Below are 18,226 nucleotides of genomic sequence, written 5' to 3'. Positions count from 1 at the left end.
GATAGTAGCACTCCCCGTAAAACACAGGTAAAGCAATCTTAAAATTAAGATCCAATTGCTTATTCCGTGGACAACATTAAGCGTAGCCGTCCCCCGGCGCCCCAAATTTGGCACTGCCAGGAGGAACAGCGGTGGCTAATTTGATTAAGATATGCCGTTCCCAATGTCCCAAGCGGCACGCCATTACTCACCTGAATATGATGTTCACCGGTATTCAGTGAAGCGTTGAGACCTGCTGAGACGAGGATCAGATTTTTTAAACCGCTGTGGTAATAGCCGACCAGCAGCGGGAACTGTCCAGGTAAATTGGCCTGACGAAAAAGCTGGTTTACTTGTTTGAGTAAACTGCCTAACTCCGGTAGCCGTTGTCCCTGATGCGATAACTGTTCCTGCAACAAACCATTAAATAGAGCGCGAAGAAGTAACGCGGCTAATACACCGTTATCCCCTGCCCGGGTGACATCCAGAGAATAAAACGCAAGGTCGGTATCAGATAAAGGTGCGATATCCAGCACCAGTCCGGGCTGGTCAGCCGCTACCAGCTGGCGATAATTTACGCGACAGTGTGAAATAGTTTGCTGCACGGGCGGCTGGAGCTCTTGCAATAGTTTCGCCGCAGCAGGCGGATTACTCACCAGGGCATCCCAATCCTGGAAAAGACGCTCCTCTTCCTCTACTCGGGAATTAAACATATTGGGATAAAGGCACGCCAGGACCGTTTCACGCAGCCGGTTCAGATCCTTGACCGGTTTAAGCAGAATATCCTGGACGCCAAGACGTAATGCTTTGGCAATATCCGCCATATTCTCTGTGGCAGAGATCACCAGAATCGGCGTCTGGTTACCTTCGTTACGCAGATGTTCAACCAGCTTCAGTCCATTCATGCGCGGCATCGCTATGTCGCAAATCATCAAATCGGGCGTAATGCCGATCATTTTTTCCAGGGCGTCGATGCCATCTTCAGCCAGTGACGTCAATGCGCCCAGCGAGGATAACCACGAATCCAGTAGCGATCGGAAAACGGGCTCGTCTTCAACAATCAAAATGTGTTTTCCGGCCAATGGCTGCGTCATGGTTCCTCCCCTGGCTGACAGTAACTAAATAGTGGCATGCGATCGGCACTATCGCCTGTCAGATTTTGCTGAAGTAGTCAAAAAAAGGTGCTTAACGTGCGGTCTGCACAAAAGGCAACAATTCGTCTATTTTCTTTTCGACGGCTAACGAGCCCGCTGCGATGGCGGCCTCAGCCCGATGGAAATCAAGAGTAGAGATTTGCGGACAGTACGGCTGAATAAGGATATCCGGAGGGTCGCCTGCCATACGGTTACGTTTAAGGCGATTCTCGAGTACCTGTATTGACGTGGTCATGATTTCTATCGCCGTCGGCGCGGTAACCGAGCGTCGCGCGGCCATACGCCCGATTCTGCCGCGCAGGCGCTCGTGCCAGGCCAGTTTCTCGTCCTCAGCATCTTCGCTCTGCAGATTGACCGGCATGAGGTCCTGTTGCATCAGGTGGGCATCGTGCTGCAGATCGACGGCAATCACGATATCCGCCCCCATTGCACGGGTCAGAGAAATGGGAACCGGGTTAACGACGCCACCATCGACAAGCCAGTAACCGTTGTGTGGGACAGGCGCCATGAGCCCCGGCATACTGCAGGAGGCGCGCACGGCAAGATGGATATCCCCTTCGGTTAGCCAAAGTTCGCGTCCTGTACTGAGGTTCGTCGCGACGGCGCCGAAAGGCATCTGACAATCAGTGAAGTCTTCGAGAGGCATAACCTGGCGGAACTGGTTAAAAACGCGTTCGCCGCGCAACAGTCCACCACGCTGCCAGGAGAGGTCCATCAGACGCAGCACGTCCCAGTAGCTGAAGGAACGCACCCAAGTCTCGAGTTCCGTAAGCTTTCCGCACGCGTAAGCGGATCCGACAAGCGATCCGATTGAACATCCTGCGACAATATCTACGGCAATGCCCATCTTGTTTAAGGCATTAATCACGCCGATGTGTGACCATCCCCGGGCTGCACCTGAGCCCAGCGCCAGTCCAATTTTAACCTTTCTCATTAGCCCTGTTTTACTTCCCCTGGATTCCTGACATAGCGTCAACGCAACAGCTCAGTTAACATAGTGCTACCCGAAGCGTTTTACGCCTTTATTTTTTGTTCCAGGAAGAGAATCGTGTCTCAACTCTGCCCTTGTGGTAGCGCTCTGGAGTATAGCCTATGTTGCCAGCGATATCTGTCTGGCGATCAGGTTGCACCAGACCCGTCACACCTCATGCGTTCACGTTACACTGCTTTTGTGATCAAAGACGCAGACTACCTGATTAAAACCTGGCATCCCTTCTGCCACGCTGCCGAATTCAGAAAGGACATCGAAGCCGGCTTCGCGAACACGCAGTGGCTCGGCCTCACCGTCTATGAATCCTCTCCAGGCAGTCATGTTGATGAAGGTTACGTCAGCTTTGTAGCCCGTTTTAACGAGAATAATAAACCGGGGGCCATTATCGAACGTTCCCGGTTCTTAAAGGAAAGCGGGCAGTGGTATTATATTGACGGAACGCGCCCACAGTTTGGTCGTAACGATCCCTGCCCGTGTGGTTCAGGTAAAAAATTTAAAAAGTGTTGCGGGCAGTAATGCCTGACAACCCAGACTTCGCAAATACAAACAGGATTTCCCGGCGATGCAATCATTACAACGTAAAGTTCTGCGCACCATCTGTCCCGATCAAAAAGGGCTGATCGCACGAATTACCAACATTTGCTATAAACATGAACTGAATATCGTGCAGAACAACGAGTTCGTTGACCACCGTACCGGCCGCTTCTTTATGCGTACCGAACTGGAAGGTATTTTCAACGACACCACTCTGCTGGCCGATCTGGACAGCGCGCTTCCGGAGGGTTCCGTGCGCGAACTGACCCCAGCCGGTCGACGCCGCATCGTGATCCTGGTGACCAAAGAAGCACACTGTCTTGGCGACCTGCTGATGAAAGCAAACTACGGCGGTCTGGACGTCGAAATTGCTGCCGTTATTGGCAACCACGAGACGCTGCGCACGCTGGTCGAACGCTTTGATATTCCGTTCGAGCTGGTCAGCCACGAAGGCCATACGCGTGAAGAACACGACGATTTGATGGCCCAGGCCATTGAAGCGCATAACCCGGACTACGTGGTGCTGGCGAAATACATGCGCGTGTTAACGCCATCTTTCGTGGCGCGTTTCCCGAACAAGATCATCAACATTCACCACTCGTTCCTGCCGGCCTTTATTGGTGCGCGTCCATACCACCAGGCGTACGAGCGTGGCGTTAAGATTATTGGCGCGACAGCCCACTACGTGAATGACAACCTGGACGAAGGTCCCATCATCATGCAGGACGTGATTCATGTGGATCACACTTACACCGCTGAGGACATGATGCGTGCAGGGCGTGACGTTGAGAAGAATGTGTTAAGCCGCGCGCTGTATCAGGTGCTGGCCCAGCGTGTCTTCGTTTACGGCAACAGAACCATCATTCTTTAATCTTTCGGAAAATGAATTGATTAGCTTTGCGCCTTTACGGATAAAAAGCAGGCAAACAGCTTCATTTCCCTAAAGGAATGCTTTACAGGGGCGTCTCATTTGATATGATGCGCCCCGCTTCCAGCAGGAAGCAGGCCAGTAAAAAAGCATTACCCCGTGGTGGGGTTCCCGAGCGGCCAAAGGGAGCAGACTGTAAATCTGCCGTCATCGACTTCGAAGGTTCGAATCCTTCCCCCACCACCATCTCTCAGCACGACCTCAAAATTTGAATTACCCCTGGTGGGGTTCCCGAGCGGCCAAAGGGAGCAGACTGTAAATCTGCCGTCATCGACTTCGAAGGTTCGAATCCTTCCCCCACCACCATCACTTTCAAACGACACTTAACATTCAGCTCGCACCGTGCATCATGTATTTCCGCAAGGGGAAGGATGAGAAGCTTCGACTAAGGTTCGATTCGAGCGCAGCGAGAAAGCGTTGCCGCAGGCAACGACCCGAAGGGCGAGGCGCAACGCGCCGAGTAATCCTTCCCCCACCACCATCACTTCCAGCAACATCCCAAGTCATATTAAAACCAAACACTCAACCGAATCCGCCTCTGCAGGCCGGGTAAGGCGCAGCCGCCCCCCGGCAAAAGATGGTTACATCGGCGGCAAACGACGCATGACCGGTGAACTTTTCACAATCGACGTATTACACTGGGCATGTTCCGCCAGCCCATCCAGCAGCGCATCAAGCTGTTCGATTGACCGCACCACAAGCCTGATGACAAAGCAGTCCTCCCCGGTCACCTTGTCGCTCTCAATACACTCCGGCATCGCCTGAATATACTTATCCACCTTATGCAACAACCCCGGCAAAGGCCGCACGCGCACCAGCGCCTGCAGCGTATACCCCAGCGCCGCCAGGTTCACCCGAGCACCATACCCCTGAATCACACCGCGCTCTTCCAGCCTTTTAAGACGTTCTGCCGTGCTGGGAGACGTCAGACCGATGCGGCCGCTGAGCACCTTCAACGACATGCGCGCATCCTCAACCAGGCAGGCTAAAATTTGTCGGTCTATATCATCAAGAAGGTAATCCATCGCTTTCACCTAATTTTAAAAAGCCATTACTGCATTTCACCTTATCTCATCCCTGTAAAACCCTACAGCGATTTTCGACAATAACGTCATTACTCAGGAGGTGGATGATGCGTGATTTACATAAAGGCGTCTGGCAAATGAGCCTGGCGATGTTAATTTCCGGCTCTATCGGTGCGTTTGTTTTGCTCAGCGGCCTGCCGGTGACGGAAGTGGTGTTCTGGCGCTGTCTTATCGGGGCAATGGCGCTTTTTATTTTTATCCGGGTGAGTCAAAAGCCCTTTAGCCCCCTCACCCGCACCACGCTGATGCTGGCTATTCTCGGCGGCGTAGCGCTCGTGGTGAACTGGCTGCTGCTCTTCGCGGCCTATGAACGGATCTCGATTGGTCTTTCGACCGTGGTCTATAACACCCAGCCGTTTATGCTGGTCCTGATGGGGATGTTTTTAGGCGAGCGCGTCAGCCTGGTGAAATGGGGCTGGTTGTTCCTCGCCTTTGGCGGCGTAGTGATCCTGCTCTCCAGCGAGCTGACCGGCGCGCATGGCAGTGAATGGCTCGCCGGAATCGGCCTGGCAATGGCCGCGGCCTTCTTCTACGCGCTGACGGCAATCATTGCGCGCAAGCTGAAAACAATCGCGCCGCAGCATATTGCCTTTATCCAGGTGCTGACGGGCGTAGTGATGCTTTTGCCGTTTGCCAGCATGCCGTCATTTACCGGTGATTTTCCCTGGCCTACCCTGCTGACGCTGGGCATCGTCCATACCGGCATTATGTACCAGCTGCTCTACAGCGCAATTCAGAAGCTGCCGACGCCCATTACCGGCTCCCTGTCGTTTATCTATCCGGTGGTGGCGATCGTTGTCGATAATCTGGTGTTCGGACACTCGCTGAACCTGACGCAGCTCGCGGGCGGCGCGCTGATCCTTTTTGCTGCAGCGGGCAACAACCTGGGCTGGGGCGAAAAAAAACCCCGCGAGTGCGGGGTTGGTATCAAAACGGCGAATTAGCGACGGGCGCGCACAATCTGGTATTTGCGCGTCAGGTACTCCACCGGCGCGCTCCAGATATGCACCAGACGAGAGAACGGGAACAGCACAAACAGCGTCATTCCCAGCACCAGGTGAACGCGGAAGATAAACGCCACACCGTCCAGGTGCGCGGAGGCTCCGCCGTGGAAGGTCACCACCGACTGCGCCCAGCCGACCAGCTTCATCATTTCGCTCCCGTCCATATGCTGTGCCGAGAACGGAATGGTCAACAGACCCAGCGCGCACTGCACCATCAGCAGGGAGAGGATCAGAATATCTGCGGCGGTCGTGGTCGCACGCACGCGCGGGCTGAACAGGCGACGTTTCAGCAGCAGCAGGCCACCTACTAAGGTCATCACCCCGCAGGCACCGCCGGCGATCATCGCCATCTTCTGCTTCACCTCGATCGGTAGCCACGCTTCATACATCCAGTGCGGCGTCAGCATCCCGAGGAAGTGACCGGCAAAAATGCCCAGAATACCGATGTGGAACAGGTTAGAACCCACATGCATCCCTTTACGATCCAGCATCTGGCTGGAGGCGGCACGCCAGGTGTACTGGCCGTAGTCGTAACGCAGCCAGCTTCCCACCAGGAACACGGTGCCCGCGATATACGGGTAAATGTCAAAGAAGAACATATTCAGGAAGTGCATTAGTGCCGTCCTCCGTTAGAGATATTCAAATATTGCGGGGCAACCGCGCCGGCAAAACGACGCTGATGAGCGGAGATTTCAGACTCGCCGCAGTTCTGGTCAGCAAAGAATTTCACCTGCTCTTCTTCCCAGACCGCATCCAGCGCTTGTGGCGTATCATCGCGGGCTTCATCCGCAATTTTCTCCGCCACTTTTTCACTGTCGACCGAGGCGTTGGCCAGCTTCACCAGCAGATCGAACAGCACCGCATAGCGGCTCTCGCGCTGCTGCAGGCGCGCGCCGAGCAGCGCCAGGATCGGCGCGATATCCTGCAGACCGCCCAGCGCCTCTTCTTTCGGCAGCTGCGCCAGGTACTCCAGATACAGCGGCAGATGATCCGGCAGCTCGCGGCTGTCGAGCTGCAGGCCGTGCTGTTCGTACTGGGCCATCAGGTCCACCATCGCCTGCCCGCGGTCACGGGACTCACCGTGAACGTGTTCAAACAGCAGCAGCGAGGTCGCACGCCCCCGGTCAAACAGCTGGCTGTAGTCCGACTGGGCATCCAGAAGGTCGCGCGCCAGCAGATCGCGGAGGAAAACGCCAAGCCGCTGGGCATCGTCTTTATCCAGATTTTCAGATGACGCGAGTGCATCAAAGAGTTCCTGCTGATGCTGCGCAAGCGCAGCATCCGGGTACTCGAGCAGGCGCGAAACAATGACGAGTTCAATCATTGGTGCGGCTCCGTTTTGCTGGTCACATCCATGGCATCGATGCGGCGGCTGTTGAACAGGTTGAATTTGCTGTCTGACCCGTGGCAGCCGTCGCCAAAGGTAAAGCCACAGCCATTTTTTTCCGGGAAGGCTTCGCGGGCCAGCTCACGGTGGCTGCTCGGCACCACGAAACGGTCTTCGTAGTTGGCAATCGCCAGATAGCGGTACATCTCTTGCGCCTGCGCTTCGGTCAGACCGACCTCTTCCAGCGCGCGGGTATCGATCACGCCGTCTACGGTTTCCGCACGTTTAAAGTGACGCATCGCCAGCATACGCTTCAGCGCGAGCAGGACCGGCTGGGTGTCCCCTGCGGTCAACAGGTTCGCCAGGTACTGAACCGGAATACGCAGGCTTTCAACGTCCGGCAGGATGCCGTTGCTGCCCAGTTCGCCCGCGTCAGCCGCGGACTGAATCGGCGACAGCGGCGGCACGTACCAGACCATCGGCAGGGTGCGGTATTCCGGGTGCAGCGGCAGCGCGAGCTTCCAGTCCATTGCCATTTTGTACACCGGTGACTGCTGCGCCGCGTCAATCACGCTCTGCGGCACGCCGTCCTTCAGCGCCTGCTCAATCACCTTCGGATCGTTCGGATCGAGGAACACGTCCAGCTGACGCTGATACAGATCTTTCTCGTGCTCGGTGCTCGCGGCATTTTCAATCGCGTCCGCGTCATACAGCAGCACGCCGAGGTAGCGAATACGGCCTACGCAGCTTTCTGAGCAGACGGTCGGCATTCCGGCTTCGATACGCGGGTAGCAGAAGATGCACTTCTCAGACTTGCCGCTTTTCCAGTTGAAGTAGATTTTTTTGTACGGGCAGCCGGTGATGCACATGCGCCAGCCGCGGCACTTGTCCTGGTCGATCAGCACGATGCCATCTTCTTCACGCTTGTAGATGGCGCCGCTTGGGCAGGTCGCCACGCACGCCGGGTTGAGGCAGTGCTCGCACAGACGCGGCAGATACATCATGAAGGTGTTTTCGAACTGGCCGTACATCGCCTTCTGCATATTCTCGAAGTTCTGGTCTTTGGCGCGTTTCTCGAACTCGCCGCCCAGAATCTCTTCCCAGTTTGGACCGCTGGTGATCTTGTCCATGCGCTGACCGGTGATCAGCGAGCGAGGACGGGCAATCGGCTGGTGTTTGCTTTCCGGCGCGTTGTGCAGGTTCTGGTAGTCGTAATCAAACGGCTCGTAGTAATCGTCGATGCCCGGCAGGTGCGGGTTGGCGAAGATTTTTCCCAGAAGCCAAGCGCGGTTGCCCATGCGCGGCTGCAGCTTGCCGTTGATTTTACGGATCCAGCCGCCCTTCCACTTCTCCTGGTTTTCCCAGTCGGTCGGGAAGCCGGTGCCCGGCTTGCTTTCTACGTTGTTGAACCAGGCGTACTCCATACCTTCGCGGCTGGTCCAGACGTTTTTACAGGTGACCGAGCAGGTATGGCAGCCGATGCATTTATCCAGATTCAGCACCATGCCGACTTGTGAACGAATTTTCATTTTACGCTCTCCTGTACCTGGTCATTACCTTCGCCGTCTAACCAGTTAATGTTCTTCATCTTACGTACCACCACGAACTCATCGCGGTTCGATCCTACGGTGCCGTAGTAGTTAAAGCCGTAGGCCAGCTGTGCATAACCACCGATCATGTGGGTCGGCTTAGGCGTAATGCGGGTCACGGAGTTGTGGATCCCGCCGCGCTGCTCGGTGATCTCTGAACCGGGCAGGTTAACGATACGTTCCTGCGCGTGGTACATCATGGTCATCCCGGCCGGTACGCGCTGGCTCACCACCGCACGCGCCGTCAGGGCGCCGTTGCTGTTGAACACTTCAATCCAGTCGTTATCTTCAATACCCAGGTCTTTGGCGTCCGTTTCGCTCATCCAGACAATCGGACCACCGCGCGACAGGGTCAGCATCAGCAGGTTGTCGCTGTAGGTGGAGTGGATACCCCACTTCTGGTGCGGCGTCAGGAAGTTCAGCGCCTTCTCAGGGTTACCGTTCGATTTCGCGCCCATCACCGCTTTCACGGAGCGGGTGTCGATTGGCGGACGGTAAACCAGCAGGCTTTCACCGAAGTCGCGCATCCACTGGTGATCCTGATACAGCGACTGACGGCCGGACAGGGTGCGCCACGGGATCAGCTCGTGAACGTTGGTGTAGCCCGCGTTGTAGGACACATGCTCATCTTCCAGGCCTGACCAGGTCGGGCTGGAGATAATCTTGCGCGGCTGGGCCTGAATATCGCGGAAGCGGATTTTCTCTTCCTCTTTATTCGTCGCCAGGTGCGTATGGTCGCGACCGGTGAACTCGCTCAGTGCCGCCCAGGCCTTCACGGCAACGTGGCCGTTGGTTTCCGGTGCCAGGGTCAGGATCATCTCCGCCGCATCAATTGCCGTATTGAGCATTGGCTGGCCTTTCGCCGGGCCGTCCGCTTTGGTGTAGTTGAGCTTGCGCAGCAGGTCCATTTCGCTCTGGGTGTTCCAGGCGATCCCTTTCCCGCCGTTACCGATTTTCTCCATCAGCGGACCGATAGAGGTAAAGCGCTCGTAGGTTGCCGGGTAGTCGCGTTCAACCGGAATAATGTGCGGCGCGGTCACGCCCGGGATCAGGTCGCATTCGCCTTTTTTCCAGTCCTTCACGTCCAGCGGCTGCGCCAGTTCGGCGGCAGAGTCGTGCTGGATTGGCAGCGTCACCACGTCGGTCTCTTTGCCCAGGTGCCCCACGCAGACTTCGGAGAATTTCTTCGCGATGTCTTTGTAGATATCCCAGTCGCTTTTCGATTCCCACGCCGGGTCAACGGCCGCAGACAGCGGATGAATAAACGGATGCATATCCGAGGTATTCATGTCGTCTTTTTCGTACCAGGTCGCGGTTGGCAGCACGATGTCGGAGTACAGGCAGGTGCTGGACAGACGGAAGTCGAGGGTTACCACCAGATCCAGCTTGCCGTCGAGACCGTTGTCTTTCCACTCCACCTCTTCCGGCTTCACGCCGCCCTGCTTGCCGAGATCTTTCCCCTGGATACCGTTTTCAGTACCGAGCAGGTACTTCAGCATGTACTCGTGGCCTTTACCGGACGAGCCCAGCAGGTTGGAGCGCCAGATGAACAGGTTGCGCGGGTGGTTTTTACCATTCTCCGGCTGTTCCGCCGCGAAGCGGATTGAGCCATCCTTCAGCGATTGCACGGTGTAATCCACCGGTGACATACCCGCCTGCTTCGCCGCTTCCGCAATGCGCAGCGGGTTAGTGCCCAGCTGCGGTGCCGACGGCAGCCAGCCCATGCGTTCAGCACGCACGTTGAAGTCAATAAGGTGGCCGCTGTAGCGGGATTTATCCGCCATCGGCGAGAGCAGTTCCTGCGCGGTGACCGTCTCGTAGCGCCACTGGCTGGAGTGGTTATAGAAGTAAGAGGTGCTGTTCATGTGGCGTGCAGGACGCTGCCAGTCGAGGGCAAACGCCAGCGGCTGCCAGCCGGTCTGCGGACGCAGTTTCTCCTGGCCAACGTAGTGCGCCCAGCCGCCGCCGCTCTGACCGACGCAGCCGCAGAAGATCAGCATGTTGATCAGTCCACGGTAGTTCATATCGAGGTGATACCAGTGGTTCAGACCGGCACCGACGATGATCATCGAACGGCCGTGCGTTTTGTCCGCGTTTTCTGCGAACTCGCGTGCGATACGGGTAATGTGCGCGCGAGGAACTCCGGTAATCTGTTCCGCCCAGGCCGGGGTGTAGGCCTTCACGTCGTCATAGCCGGTTGCACAGTTTTCATCGCCCAGACCGCGTTCCAGACCATAGTTCGCCATGGTCAGGTCATAAACGGTGGTGACCAGCGCGGTGGAGCCGTCGGCCAGCTGCAGGCGTTTCACCGGCAGCTTGTGCATCAGTACGTTTTTCAGTTCAACCTTGTTGAAGTGCTCGGAACCTTCGCCGCCGAAGTACGGGAACCCGACCTCGGCGATCTCATCCTGGCTGCCCAGCATGCTGAGGCGCAGCTCAGTCTCTTCGCCGGTGGCGCCGTTACGTTGCTCAAGGTTCCACTTGCCCTTCTCGCCCCAGCGGAAGCCGATAGAGCCGTTTGGCGCCACCAGCTCGCCGTTGCTGTTATAGGCAACGGTTTTCCACTCAGGATTATTTTCCTGACCCAGCGCGTCCACCAGATCGGCAGCACGCAGCGTACGTCCTGCGGCATAGTACCCGTCACGCTCTTCCAGCATGACCAGCATTGGCATGTCGGTGTAGCGGCGGACGTAGTCGGTGAAGTACTGGCTTGGCTTATCAAGATGGAATTCACGCAGCATGACGTGACCCATCGCCATCGCCATCGCGGCATCGGTACCCTGTTTCGGTGCCAGCCACAGATCGCACAGCTTGGCGATTTCCGCGTAGTCAGGGGTGACCGCCACGGTTTTGGTGCCTTTGTAACGGACTTCGGTAAAGAAGTGCGCGTCCGGCGTACGGGTCTGAGGAACGTTTGAACCCCAGGCGATAATGTAGCTGGAGTTATACCAGTCCGCGGATTCCGGCACGTCGGTCTGCTCGCCCCAGGTCTGCGGAGACGCCGGCGGCAGGTCGCAGTACCAGTCGTAGAAGCTCAGGCAGGTCCCGCCGATAAGCGACAGATAGCGAGCCCCGGAGGCGTAAGAGACCATCGACATCGCCGGGATTGGCGAGAAGCCCGCCACGCGGTCAGGACCGTAGGTTTTGACGGTGTAGACGTTGGATGCGGCAATCAGCTCGTTCACTTCTTTCCATGAGGATCGAACGAAACCACCGCGACCGCGAGCCTGCTTGAAGCTTTTTGCTTTGTCCGCGTCTTCGATGATGGATGCCCAGGCATCCACCGGATCGCTGTGCTGCACTTTCGCTTCACGCCACATCTTCATCAGGCGCTTGCGCATCAGAGGGTATTTCAGACGGTTAGCGCTGTAGAGATACCAGGAGTAGCTGGCACCACGCGGGCAGCCGCGCGGTTCATGGTTTGGCATATCCGGGCGGGTGCGCGGGTAGTCGGTCTGCTGCATTTCCCAGGTCACCAGACCATTTTTAACGAAAATCTTCCAGCTGCATGAGCCAGTACAGTTCACGCCGTGGGTCGAACGGACGACTTTGTCATGCTGCCAGCGCTGACGGTAACCGTCTTCCCAGTCCCGGTTGGTATCCAGAACCTGGCCGTGCCCATCGGCAAAAGTTTCACCCTTCTGTTTGAAGTAGCGAAACCGGTCCAAAAATTTGCTCATCGGGTATCTCCTGTATGGAGCCTGTGGCTCTCTAAATCGACATTGCTGATTTGCAGCGAAGGTAACGCCCTGAAAGAGGGGGATAATTGATAACGATCAAGACGAGGATGGACTCTCAGGCGAGGGGTTACACCGAATACCACCAAAGCGGTATCTTCAAAAAATCCATATCAATATGAAAAATAACGTTAATTTTTTTTCATCGTACAAAAAGCCAGTCGAAATTTAACATCTCAGGTATTAAGGGGTAGACCCACCTGCAAAGCGATGGCGATCGCAGTGTCACCGCAGGCGTCCGCCGTAAAAGCCGTAAGTATGTTGTAACTATTATTCAGGCTAAAAAAAACGCGGCCCGAAGGCCGCGTAAACGGATAATCACACTTACTTATTTTTCTTGGTATTTCGGCCATATACCAGCCACGTAATCACAACGCAGGCGATATAGAAGACGAGGAAAACTTTCATGGCACCGGCCGGAGAGCCGGTCAGATCCAGAGAGATACCGAACGCTTTCGGGATAAAGAAGCCGCCAATCGCGCCGATGGCTGAGATAAAGCCCAGCGCCGCAGCCGTATCCGTCGCCGCTTCGCGCATTGCCTGCTCTTCGCTCCCGCCCTGCGCTTTCACGCGATCCATCGTCAGCTTACGGAAGATCACGGAGATCATCTGGAAGGTGGACGCACTCCCCAGCCCCGCCGTCAGGAACAGCACCATAAACACGCCGAAGAAGGCGATGAAGTTACCGCCCTGTCCGTCGGCCGGCAGCGTGAGGAACAGCAGCGCGCAGAAGACCGCCATCACCACGAAGTTAACCAGCGTCACGCGGGTACCGCCCAGGCGGTCAGAGACCATGCCGCCCAGCGAACGTGCAAGGGCACCAATAAACGGCCCGAAGAAGGCAAAGTGCAGGATCTGAATCTCCGGGAACTGCGTTTTCGACAGCATTGCGAAGCCCGCCGAGAAGCCGATAAACGAACCGAAGGTGGCCAGATACAGCAGCGCCATCACCCAGAGGTGTCCACGCTTCAGCACCGGCAGCTGTTCGCTCAGCGACGCCTTCGACGCGGACAGGTCGTTCATAAAGAACCAGGCTGCGAGGGTGAAGACCACCAGGAAAGGTACCCAGATCCAGGCGGCGTTCTGCAGATAGAGGGAAGAACCATCCGCCTGCTCAACGCCACCGCCGCCAAAGGCCGCAAAAATAGAAACAGAGATCGCCAGCGGGGCAATCAGCTGCATCACGCTCACGCCCATATTGCCCAGACCGCCGTTAATACCCAGCGCGCCGCCCTGCTTCGCTTTCGGGAAGAAGAAGCTGATGTTTGCCATGCTGGAGGCGAAGTTCGCACCCGCAAAACCGCACAGCAGGGAGATAATCACGAACACGCTGAACGGCGTAGAGGTATCCTGCACCGCGAAGCCGAGCCAGACGCAGGGGACGATCATGATGCCCGTACTGAATGCCGTCCAGCGACGGCCGCCAAAGACCGGCACCATAAACGCGTAAGGCACACGCAGCAGCGCGCCTGACAGCGACGGCAGCGCGGTCAGCATAAACAGCTGATCGGTCGTAAACGTAAAACCCACTTTCGGCAGGTTTACCGCCACCGCGCTAAACAACATCCATACGCAAAACGCCAATAACAAACACGGCACGGAAATCCAAAGATTCCGGCTTGCTACACGATGGCCGCGCTGTTGCCAGAACGCCGGATCCTCTGGACGCCAGTCTGTAATAACGGCACCATTTTCCCTTTCGGGAGCGGATGAGTGACTCATAGACACCTCTGATTCTCGAATGATGCTGCAAACATTAGGGTTTTAGGGCGGCGGTAAGTTGATATAAATCAAAGGAAAAGTGGGAGGATTTGCGGCGCAAAATAAGGTCTCACCCTTAGTGAGTAGGCTAATTCGGTAAAAAAGACGTGGTTTTTCACGGCACTGACGGTTCCTGGCTACTCCCACCTCCTTCCCCCTACTCCGTTGGCAATTTAGGGGTAATCCTTTATTGGTATGGGTATACTCCAGGGTATGCACCAGAATAGCGCCATTCCTGCAAGCAGGCCACGTCAGGAGCACGCCACCTCTATGTTAAAAAGATGTTTATCTCCGCTGACGCTCGTGAATCAGCTAGCCCTGATTGTTTTGCTGTCCACCGCCATCGGCGTGACCGGCATGGCGATCTCCGGCTGGCTGGTACAGGGAGTACAGGGTAATGCGCATGCCATCAACGAGGCAGGCTCGCTACGCATGCAGAGTTATCGCCTGCTGGCGTCGGTCCCCCTGACGCAGGACGATCGGCCTCTGATTGATGAAATGGAGCGCACGGTCTTCAGCCCCGAGCTGGAAAACGCCGCCATCCGCGCCGGTCAGCAGTCCCAGCTTAACGCCCTTCAGGGTTACTGGCACACCCAGCTGCAGCCCGGGCTGAAACAGGCTCGCAGCACGGAAACCGTTGCGCAGGACGTTGCGGGGTTCGTCTCACGTATTGATGCGCTGGTCTCCGCTTTTGACCAGACGACCGAATTACGCATCGACCGGGTGGTGATGGTGCACCGCGCAATGGCGCTGTTTATGGGGCTGCTGCTGATCTTCACCATCGTCTGGCTCCGCGCGCGGCTGCTGAACCCGTGGAAACAGCTGCTGGCGATGGCCCGCGCGGTGACCGCACGCGATTTTACCCAGCGCACGCACATCAGCGGGCGCAACGAGATGGCCATGCTTGGCCAGGCGCTCAACACCATGTCGGCAGAGCTCTCCGAGAGCTACGCGGTACTGGAACAGCGCGTTCAGGAAAAAACGGCGGGACTGGAGCAGAAAAACGAGATCCTCTCCTTCCTGTGGCAAGCCAACCGCCGTCTGCACATGCAGGTGCCGCTATGCGAGCGCCTCTCTCCGGTGCTGAACGGCCTGCAAAATCTGACCCTGCTGCACGACCTTGAGCTGCGCGTCTACGACGTGGAAGACGAAGATAACCATCAGGAATTTACCTGCCAGTCGGATATGTCGTGCGATGACAAAGGCTGCCATCTTTGCCCTCGTGGCCTGCCGCCGCTGACGTCCGGCGGCACCACCCTGAAGTGGCGCCTGACCGACAGCCACACTCAGTACGGTATTCTGCTGGCAACGCTGCCAGCCGGGCGTCACCTGAGCCACGACCAGCAGCAGCTGGTCGATACGCTGGTCGAACAGCTAACGGCCACGCTGGCGCTCGACCGGCATCAGGAAAAGCAGCAGCAGCTTATCGTCATGGAGGAGCGCGCAACCATCGCCCGCGAGCTTCACGACTCTATCGCCCAGTCGCTCTCCTGTATGAAAATGCAGGTGAGCTGTCTGCAGATGCAGGATGCAGAGATGCCGGAAAGCAATAAGCAGCTGCTTAGCCAGATCCGCAACGAGCTGAACACCTCCTGGGTACAGCTTCGCGAGCTGCTGACCACCTTCCGCCTGCAGCTGACCGAGCCGGGCCTGCGCCCGGCGCTGGAGGCCAGCTGTCACGAATTTAGCGCCCGGCTGGGGTTCCCGGTGAAGCTTGACTACCAGCTGCCGCCGCGGTTTGTCCCCTCCCATCAGGCCATACATTTACTGCAGATCGCCCGTGAAGCGCTGAGCAACGTGCTCAAGCACTCCGGCGCGACGGCGGTAACGGTCACCGTCAGCCAGCACAACAACCAGGTGAAGCTTACGGTTCACGACAACGGCCGCGGCGTGCCGGAAAATGCCGAACGCACAAACCACTATGGTTTAATTATTATGCGAGACCGCGCCCAAAGCCTGCGCGGTGATTGCCAGGTTCGCCGGAGAGAGACGGGCGGCACGGAAGTTGTCGTCACCTTTATTCCCGAGAAACCGCTTACAACTGCTCAAGGAGAAACCCATGACTAATCAGGAACCGGCATCCATCCTGTTGATCGACGACCATCCGATGCTGCGTACTGGCGTAAAACAGCTGGTCAGCATGGCACCCGATATCACCGTGGTTGGCGAAGCCAGCAACGGCGAACAGGGCATTGAGCTTGCCGAATCCCTCGATCCCGATCTGATCCTGCTCGATCTGAATATGCCCGGCATGAACGGTCTGGAGACCCTCGACAAGCTGCGGGAAAAATCGCTTTCCGGGCGCATCGTCGTCTTTAGCGTGTCGAACCATGAAGAGGATGTGGTCACGGCGCTGAAGCGCGGGGCGGATGGTTATCTGCTCAAAGACATGGAGCCGGAAGACTTGCTTAAGGCGCTGCAGCAGGCTGCGGCGGGCGAGATGGTTCTCAGCGAAGCCTTAACGCCGGTGCTGGCCGCCAGCCTGCGCGCCAACCGCGCCACCTCTGACCGCGACGTCAGCCAGCTAACGCCGCGCGAGCGCGACATTCTCAAGCTCATTGCCCAGGGGCTGCCGAATAAAATGATCGCCCGTCGTCTGGACATCACGGAAAGTACGGTCAAAGTGCACGTGAAGCATATGTTGAAGAAAATGAAGCTTAAATCCCGCGTCGAAGCCGCGGTGTGGGTGCATCAGGAACGCATTTTTTAAGGGCTACTCATCCGGCAGCAGCTTCCAGCGCGGATCGTCGTCAGGCAATGCGACCAGCGGCTGCACCACAGCAAGCGCGATCTCATTGGACGAGACGCGCTGGCCTTTCTCATCTTCCACCACCGCCGACAGGTGCCAGCGGTTTGTCGCCCCTTCGCTGTCATCCCAGGCAGGCATAATCACGCTCCAGCCGTCGGTGCTGTTGCTTTTCGCCGGTGACGTCAGGCTCAATGCCTGCGTATCTCCCTGCCAGTGGATCTGACGAATGCCGTGCGTGCTGCGAACCTGGAGCTTCAGCATGACGGTCTCGCCCCCTTTCAGATCCCACGGCGGCGTTGCCAGCCACACGGACAGCGTTTTGCGCTGACGGAACTCCATCACCGGCAGGCTATTGCGCTCCGGCGAGTCGTAGCGGCTTCCGCGCAGGGATCGCGTAGCGGCGACTTCACCGGCGGAAAGCTGTTTCACCAGCGGCACGCCAAAGCGATAGTTGAGCTTCAGCCCGAGGTTATTCTGGCTCTCGCCGCTTTCGCCCTGCTTGTGCGCGGCCGTCAACGTGACCAGCGGAACGGGGGTATAGTTAAGCCCCAGATTCACCGCTACCGGATTGTGGTAGCCGGTTCCGCTGTTGAAGAGATCGACGTTATCGCCAAAGTATTGCTCGAAGCTGACGCTGGTGTTCAGGTGATGGAACCACGGCAGCCAGGCTTTAGCGGTGACGTCATAGCCGCGCGCCATGCGCTGCTCCTGGAGGTCAGAGCGATCGCGCCAGCCGGCAAAGGGCTGATAATAGTTGGCTGACAGGCGCAGATTTTCCCCCCACGCTTCCGCGCCCAGCCCGGCACGCTGCAGGTTTTCATCCAGCAGGTTATCGTAAAAAGTGTTGTAACCCAGCAGCCATTTCCCGGCGACCCAGCGCTGGCCGATTCCAGCGTTACTCACCAGGCCATCCGTCTGCTGGGTCAGGCCAAGCTGGCTCCAGCTTAGATAACGGTTGTTATCATTCCACGGGATAAACCAGCTCCCGCTGCTGCCGTTAAATTTGCCATCGTTATCCACCAGTAAGTTCACGCTGGCGTTCCCCCAGGGCGAAAGCCAGGATTCAATCTGCTGGTTCACTTCGCCGCTTACCGCGTCTCGCACCTGACCAAACGCGAACTGACGCGCCTGCTCGCCCGTTGTCAGGCCATTGTCGGTCATGCTGGCTTCACCAAAGGCTTTCGCCATTTCGGCCAGGTGTTTTTCCCCCTCCCCGGTTGGGGCGGCCATACCGAGGTCGGGCAGATTATCCCCGTCATTATCAAAGGGATTTTGTGCCTGCTGGATAAAGGAATTCGGCGCACCGTGAACGGCTCCGACCGTAAGAAGGGGGAGTAAAAACAGCAAACGAATGCGGGACGATACAGCCATCAACGTCGTCAATAAGA

Annotated in this window: 14 protein-coding genes, 2 tRNA genes and 1 other RNA gene; 8 read left to right on the top strand and 9 right to left on the bottom strand. The window is 57.0% G+C overall.

The window, feature by feature from the left end; all coding sequences use genetic code 11:
* Positions 1-59: 59 nt before the first annotated feature.
* Both rssB and rssA read right to left on the bottom strand, forming a co-directional pair.
* Positions 60-1,073 carry a two-component system response regulator RssB gene (rssB, locus tag ACWYRJ_RS09835; RefSeq protein ID WP_223579115.1) on the bottom strand — a complete coding sequence of 338 codons (1,014 nt, stop codon included), beginning with the start codon at positions 1,071-1,073 and terminating at the stop codon, positions 60-62.
* A gap of 91 nt (positions 1,074-1,164) precedes the next feature.
* Positions 1,165-2,067: a patatin-like phospholipase RssA gene (gene rssA / locus ACWYRJ_RS09830; RefSeq protein WP_149367100.1), complete on the bottom strand. Its 903-nt coding sequence runs from the start codon at positions 2,065-2,067 to the stop codon at positions 1,165-1,167.
* Positions 2,068-2,181: 114 nt separating this feature from the next.
* Between rssA and ACWYRJ_RS09825 the strand changes: the two genes are divergently transcribed.
* The 5 genes from ACWYRJ_RS09825 (at position 2,182) to ACWYRJ_RS09805 (ending at position 4,067) form a co-directional block, all read left to right on the top strand.
* The gene (locus tag ACWYRJ_RS09825; RefSeq protein WP_149367101.1) at positions 2,182-2,640 is read left to right on the top strand and encodes a YchJ family protein; all 459 of its coding nucleotides are present in this window, start codon (positions 2,182-2,184) and stop codon (positions 2,638-2,640) included.
* A gap of 46 nt (positions 2,641-2,686) precedes the next feature.
* Positions 2,687-3,529, top strand: a complete 843-nt coding sequence (gene purU / locus ACWYRJ_RS09820; RefSeq protein WP_023312104.1) for a formyltetrahydrofolate deformylase — start codon at positions 2,687-2,689, stop codon at positions 3,527-3,529.
* A gap of 158 nt (positions 3,530-3,687) precedes the next feature.
* A tRNA-Tyr gene (locus ACWYRJ_RS09815) sits at positions 3,688-3,772 on the top strand.
* A 35-nt stretch (positions 3,773-3,807) separates the two neighbouring features.
* Positions 3,808-3,892 (top strand) — tRNA-Tyr (locus ACWYRJ_RS09810).
* 44 nt (positions 3,893-3,936) lie between these two features.
* A non-coding RNA gene (locus ACWYRJ_RS09805) (RtT sRNA) lies at positions 3,937-4,067 on the top strand.
* 100 nt (positions 4,068-4,167) lie between these two features.
* Here the strand turns inward: ACWYRJ_RS09805 and ACWYRJ_RS09800 are convergent.
* Positions 4,168-4,611, bottom strand: a complete 444-nt coding sequence (locus ACWYRJ_RS09800; protein WP_223579118.1) for an Lrp/AsnC family transcriptional regulator — start codon at positions 4,609-4,611, stop codon at positions 4,168-4,170.
* A gap of 107 nt (positions 4,612-4,718) precedes the next feature.
* Here ACWYRJ_RS09800 and ACWYRJ_RS09795 point away from each other — a divergent pair, with 107 nt between their 5' ends.
* Entirely contained in the window at positions 4,719-5,615 is an 897-nt protein-coding gene (locus tag ACWYRJ_RS09795) for a DMT family transporter (protein WP_143345728.1), read from the top strand.
* On the opposite strand, the gene narI is transcribed toward ACWYRJ_RS09795, so the two are convergent.
* From narI to ACWYRJ_RS09770, 5 genes are all read right to left on the bottom strand, one after another.
* Positions 5,612-6,289 carry a respiratory nitrate reductase subunit gamma gene (gene narI, locus ACWYRJ_RS09790; RefSeq protein WP_023312107.1) on the bottom strand — a complete coding sequence of 226 codons (678 nt, stop codon included), beginning with the start codon at positions 6,287-6,289 and terminating at the stop codon, positions 5,612-5,614. The genes ACWYRJ_RS09795 and narI overlap by 4 nt on opposite strands.
* Positions 6,289-6,999, bottom strand: a complete 711-nt coding sequence (gene narJ / locus ACWYRJ_RS09785) for a nitrate reductase molybdenum cofactor assembly chaperone (protein ID WP_045404951.1) — start codon at positions 6,997-6,999, stop codon at positions 6,289-6,291. The genes narI and narJ overlap by 1 nt, the downstream gene beginning before the upstream one ends.
* The gene (narH, locus tag ACWYRJ_RS09780; protein ID WP_111965928.1) at positions 6,996-8,531 is read right to left on the bottom strand and encodes a nitrate reductase subunit beta; all 1,536 of its coding nucleotides are present in this window, start codon (positions 8,529-8,531) and stop codon (positions 6,996-6,998) included. The genes narJ and narH overlap by 4 nt, the downstream gene beginning before the upstream one ends.
* Positions 8,528-12,271, bottom strand: coding sequence for a nitrate reductase subunit alpha (locus ACWYRJ_RS09775; protein WP_455507803.1), 3,744 nt, complete (start codon positions 12,269-12,271; stop codon positions 8,528-8,530). The genes narH and ACWYRJ_RS09775 overlap by 4 nt, the downstream gene beginning before the upstream one ends.
* A 381-nt stretch (positions 12,272-12,652) precedes the next feature.
* Positions 12,653-14,050, bottom strand: a complete 1,398-nt coding sequence (locus ACWYRJ_RS09770; protein WP_048989619.1) for a NarK family nitrate/nitrite MFS transporter — start codon at positions 14,048-14,050, stop codon at positions 12,653-12,655.
* 309 nt (positions 14,051-14,359) lie between these two features.
* Between ACWYRJ_RS09770 and narX the strand changes: the two genes are divergently transcribed.
* Complete coding sequence (narX, locus tag ACWYRJ_RS09765) at positions 14,360-16,156, top strand: nitrate/nitrite two-component system sensor histidine kinase NarX (RefSeq protein WP_111965926.1); 1,797 nt, start codon at positions 14,360-14,362, stop codon at positions 16,154-16,156.
* Positions 16,149-16,799 (top strand): two-component system response regulator NarL, encoded by a 651-nt coding sequence (gene narL, locus ACWYRJ_RS09760; RefSeq protein ID WP_008499531.1) that lies wholly within the window; start codon positions 16,149-16,151, stop codon positions 16,797-16,799. Before narX ends, narL begins: the two co-directional genes overlap by 8 nt.
* Before the next feature lie 3 nt (positions 16,800-16,802).
* Here the strand turns inward: narL and ACWYRJ_RS09755 are convergent, their stop codons facing one another.
* Entirely contained in the window at positions 16,803-18,209 is a 1,407-nt protein-coding gene (locus tag ACWYRJ_RS09755; RefSeq protein ID WP_455507802.1) for a YchO/YchP family invasin, read from the bottom strand.
* Positions 18,210-18,226: the final 17 nt, after the last annotated feature.

Source organism: Enterobacter sp. (assembly GCF_977039595.1).
Note: the sequence above shows the minus strand (reverse complement) of the source record. Positions and strands in the feature narration are given on the sequence as shown.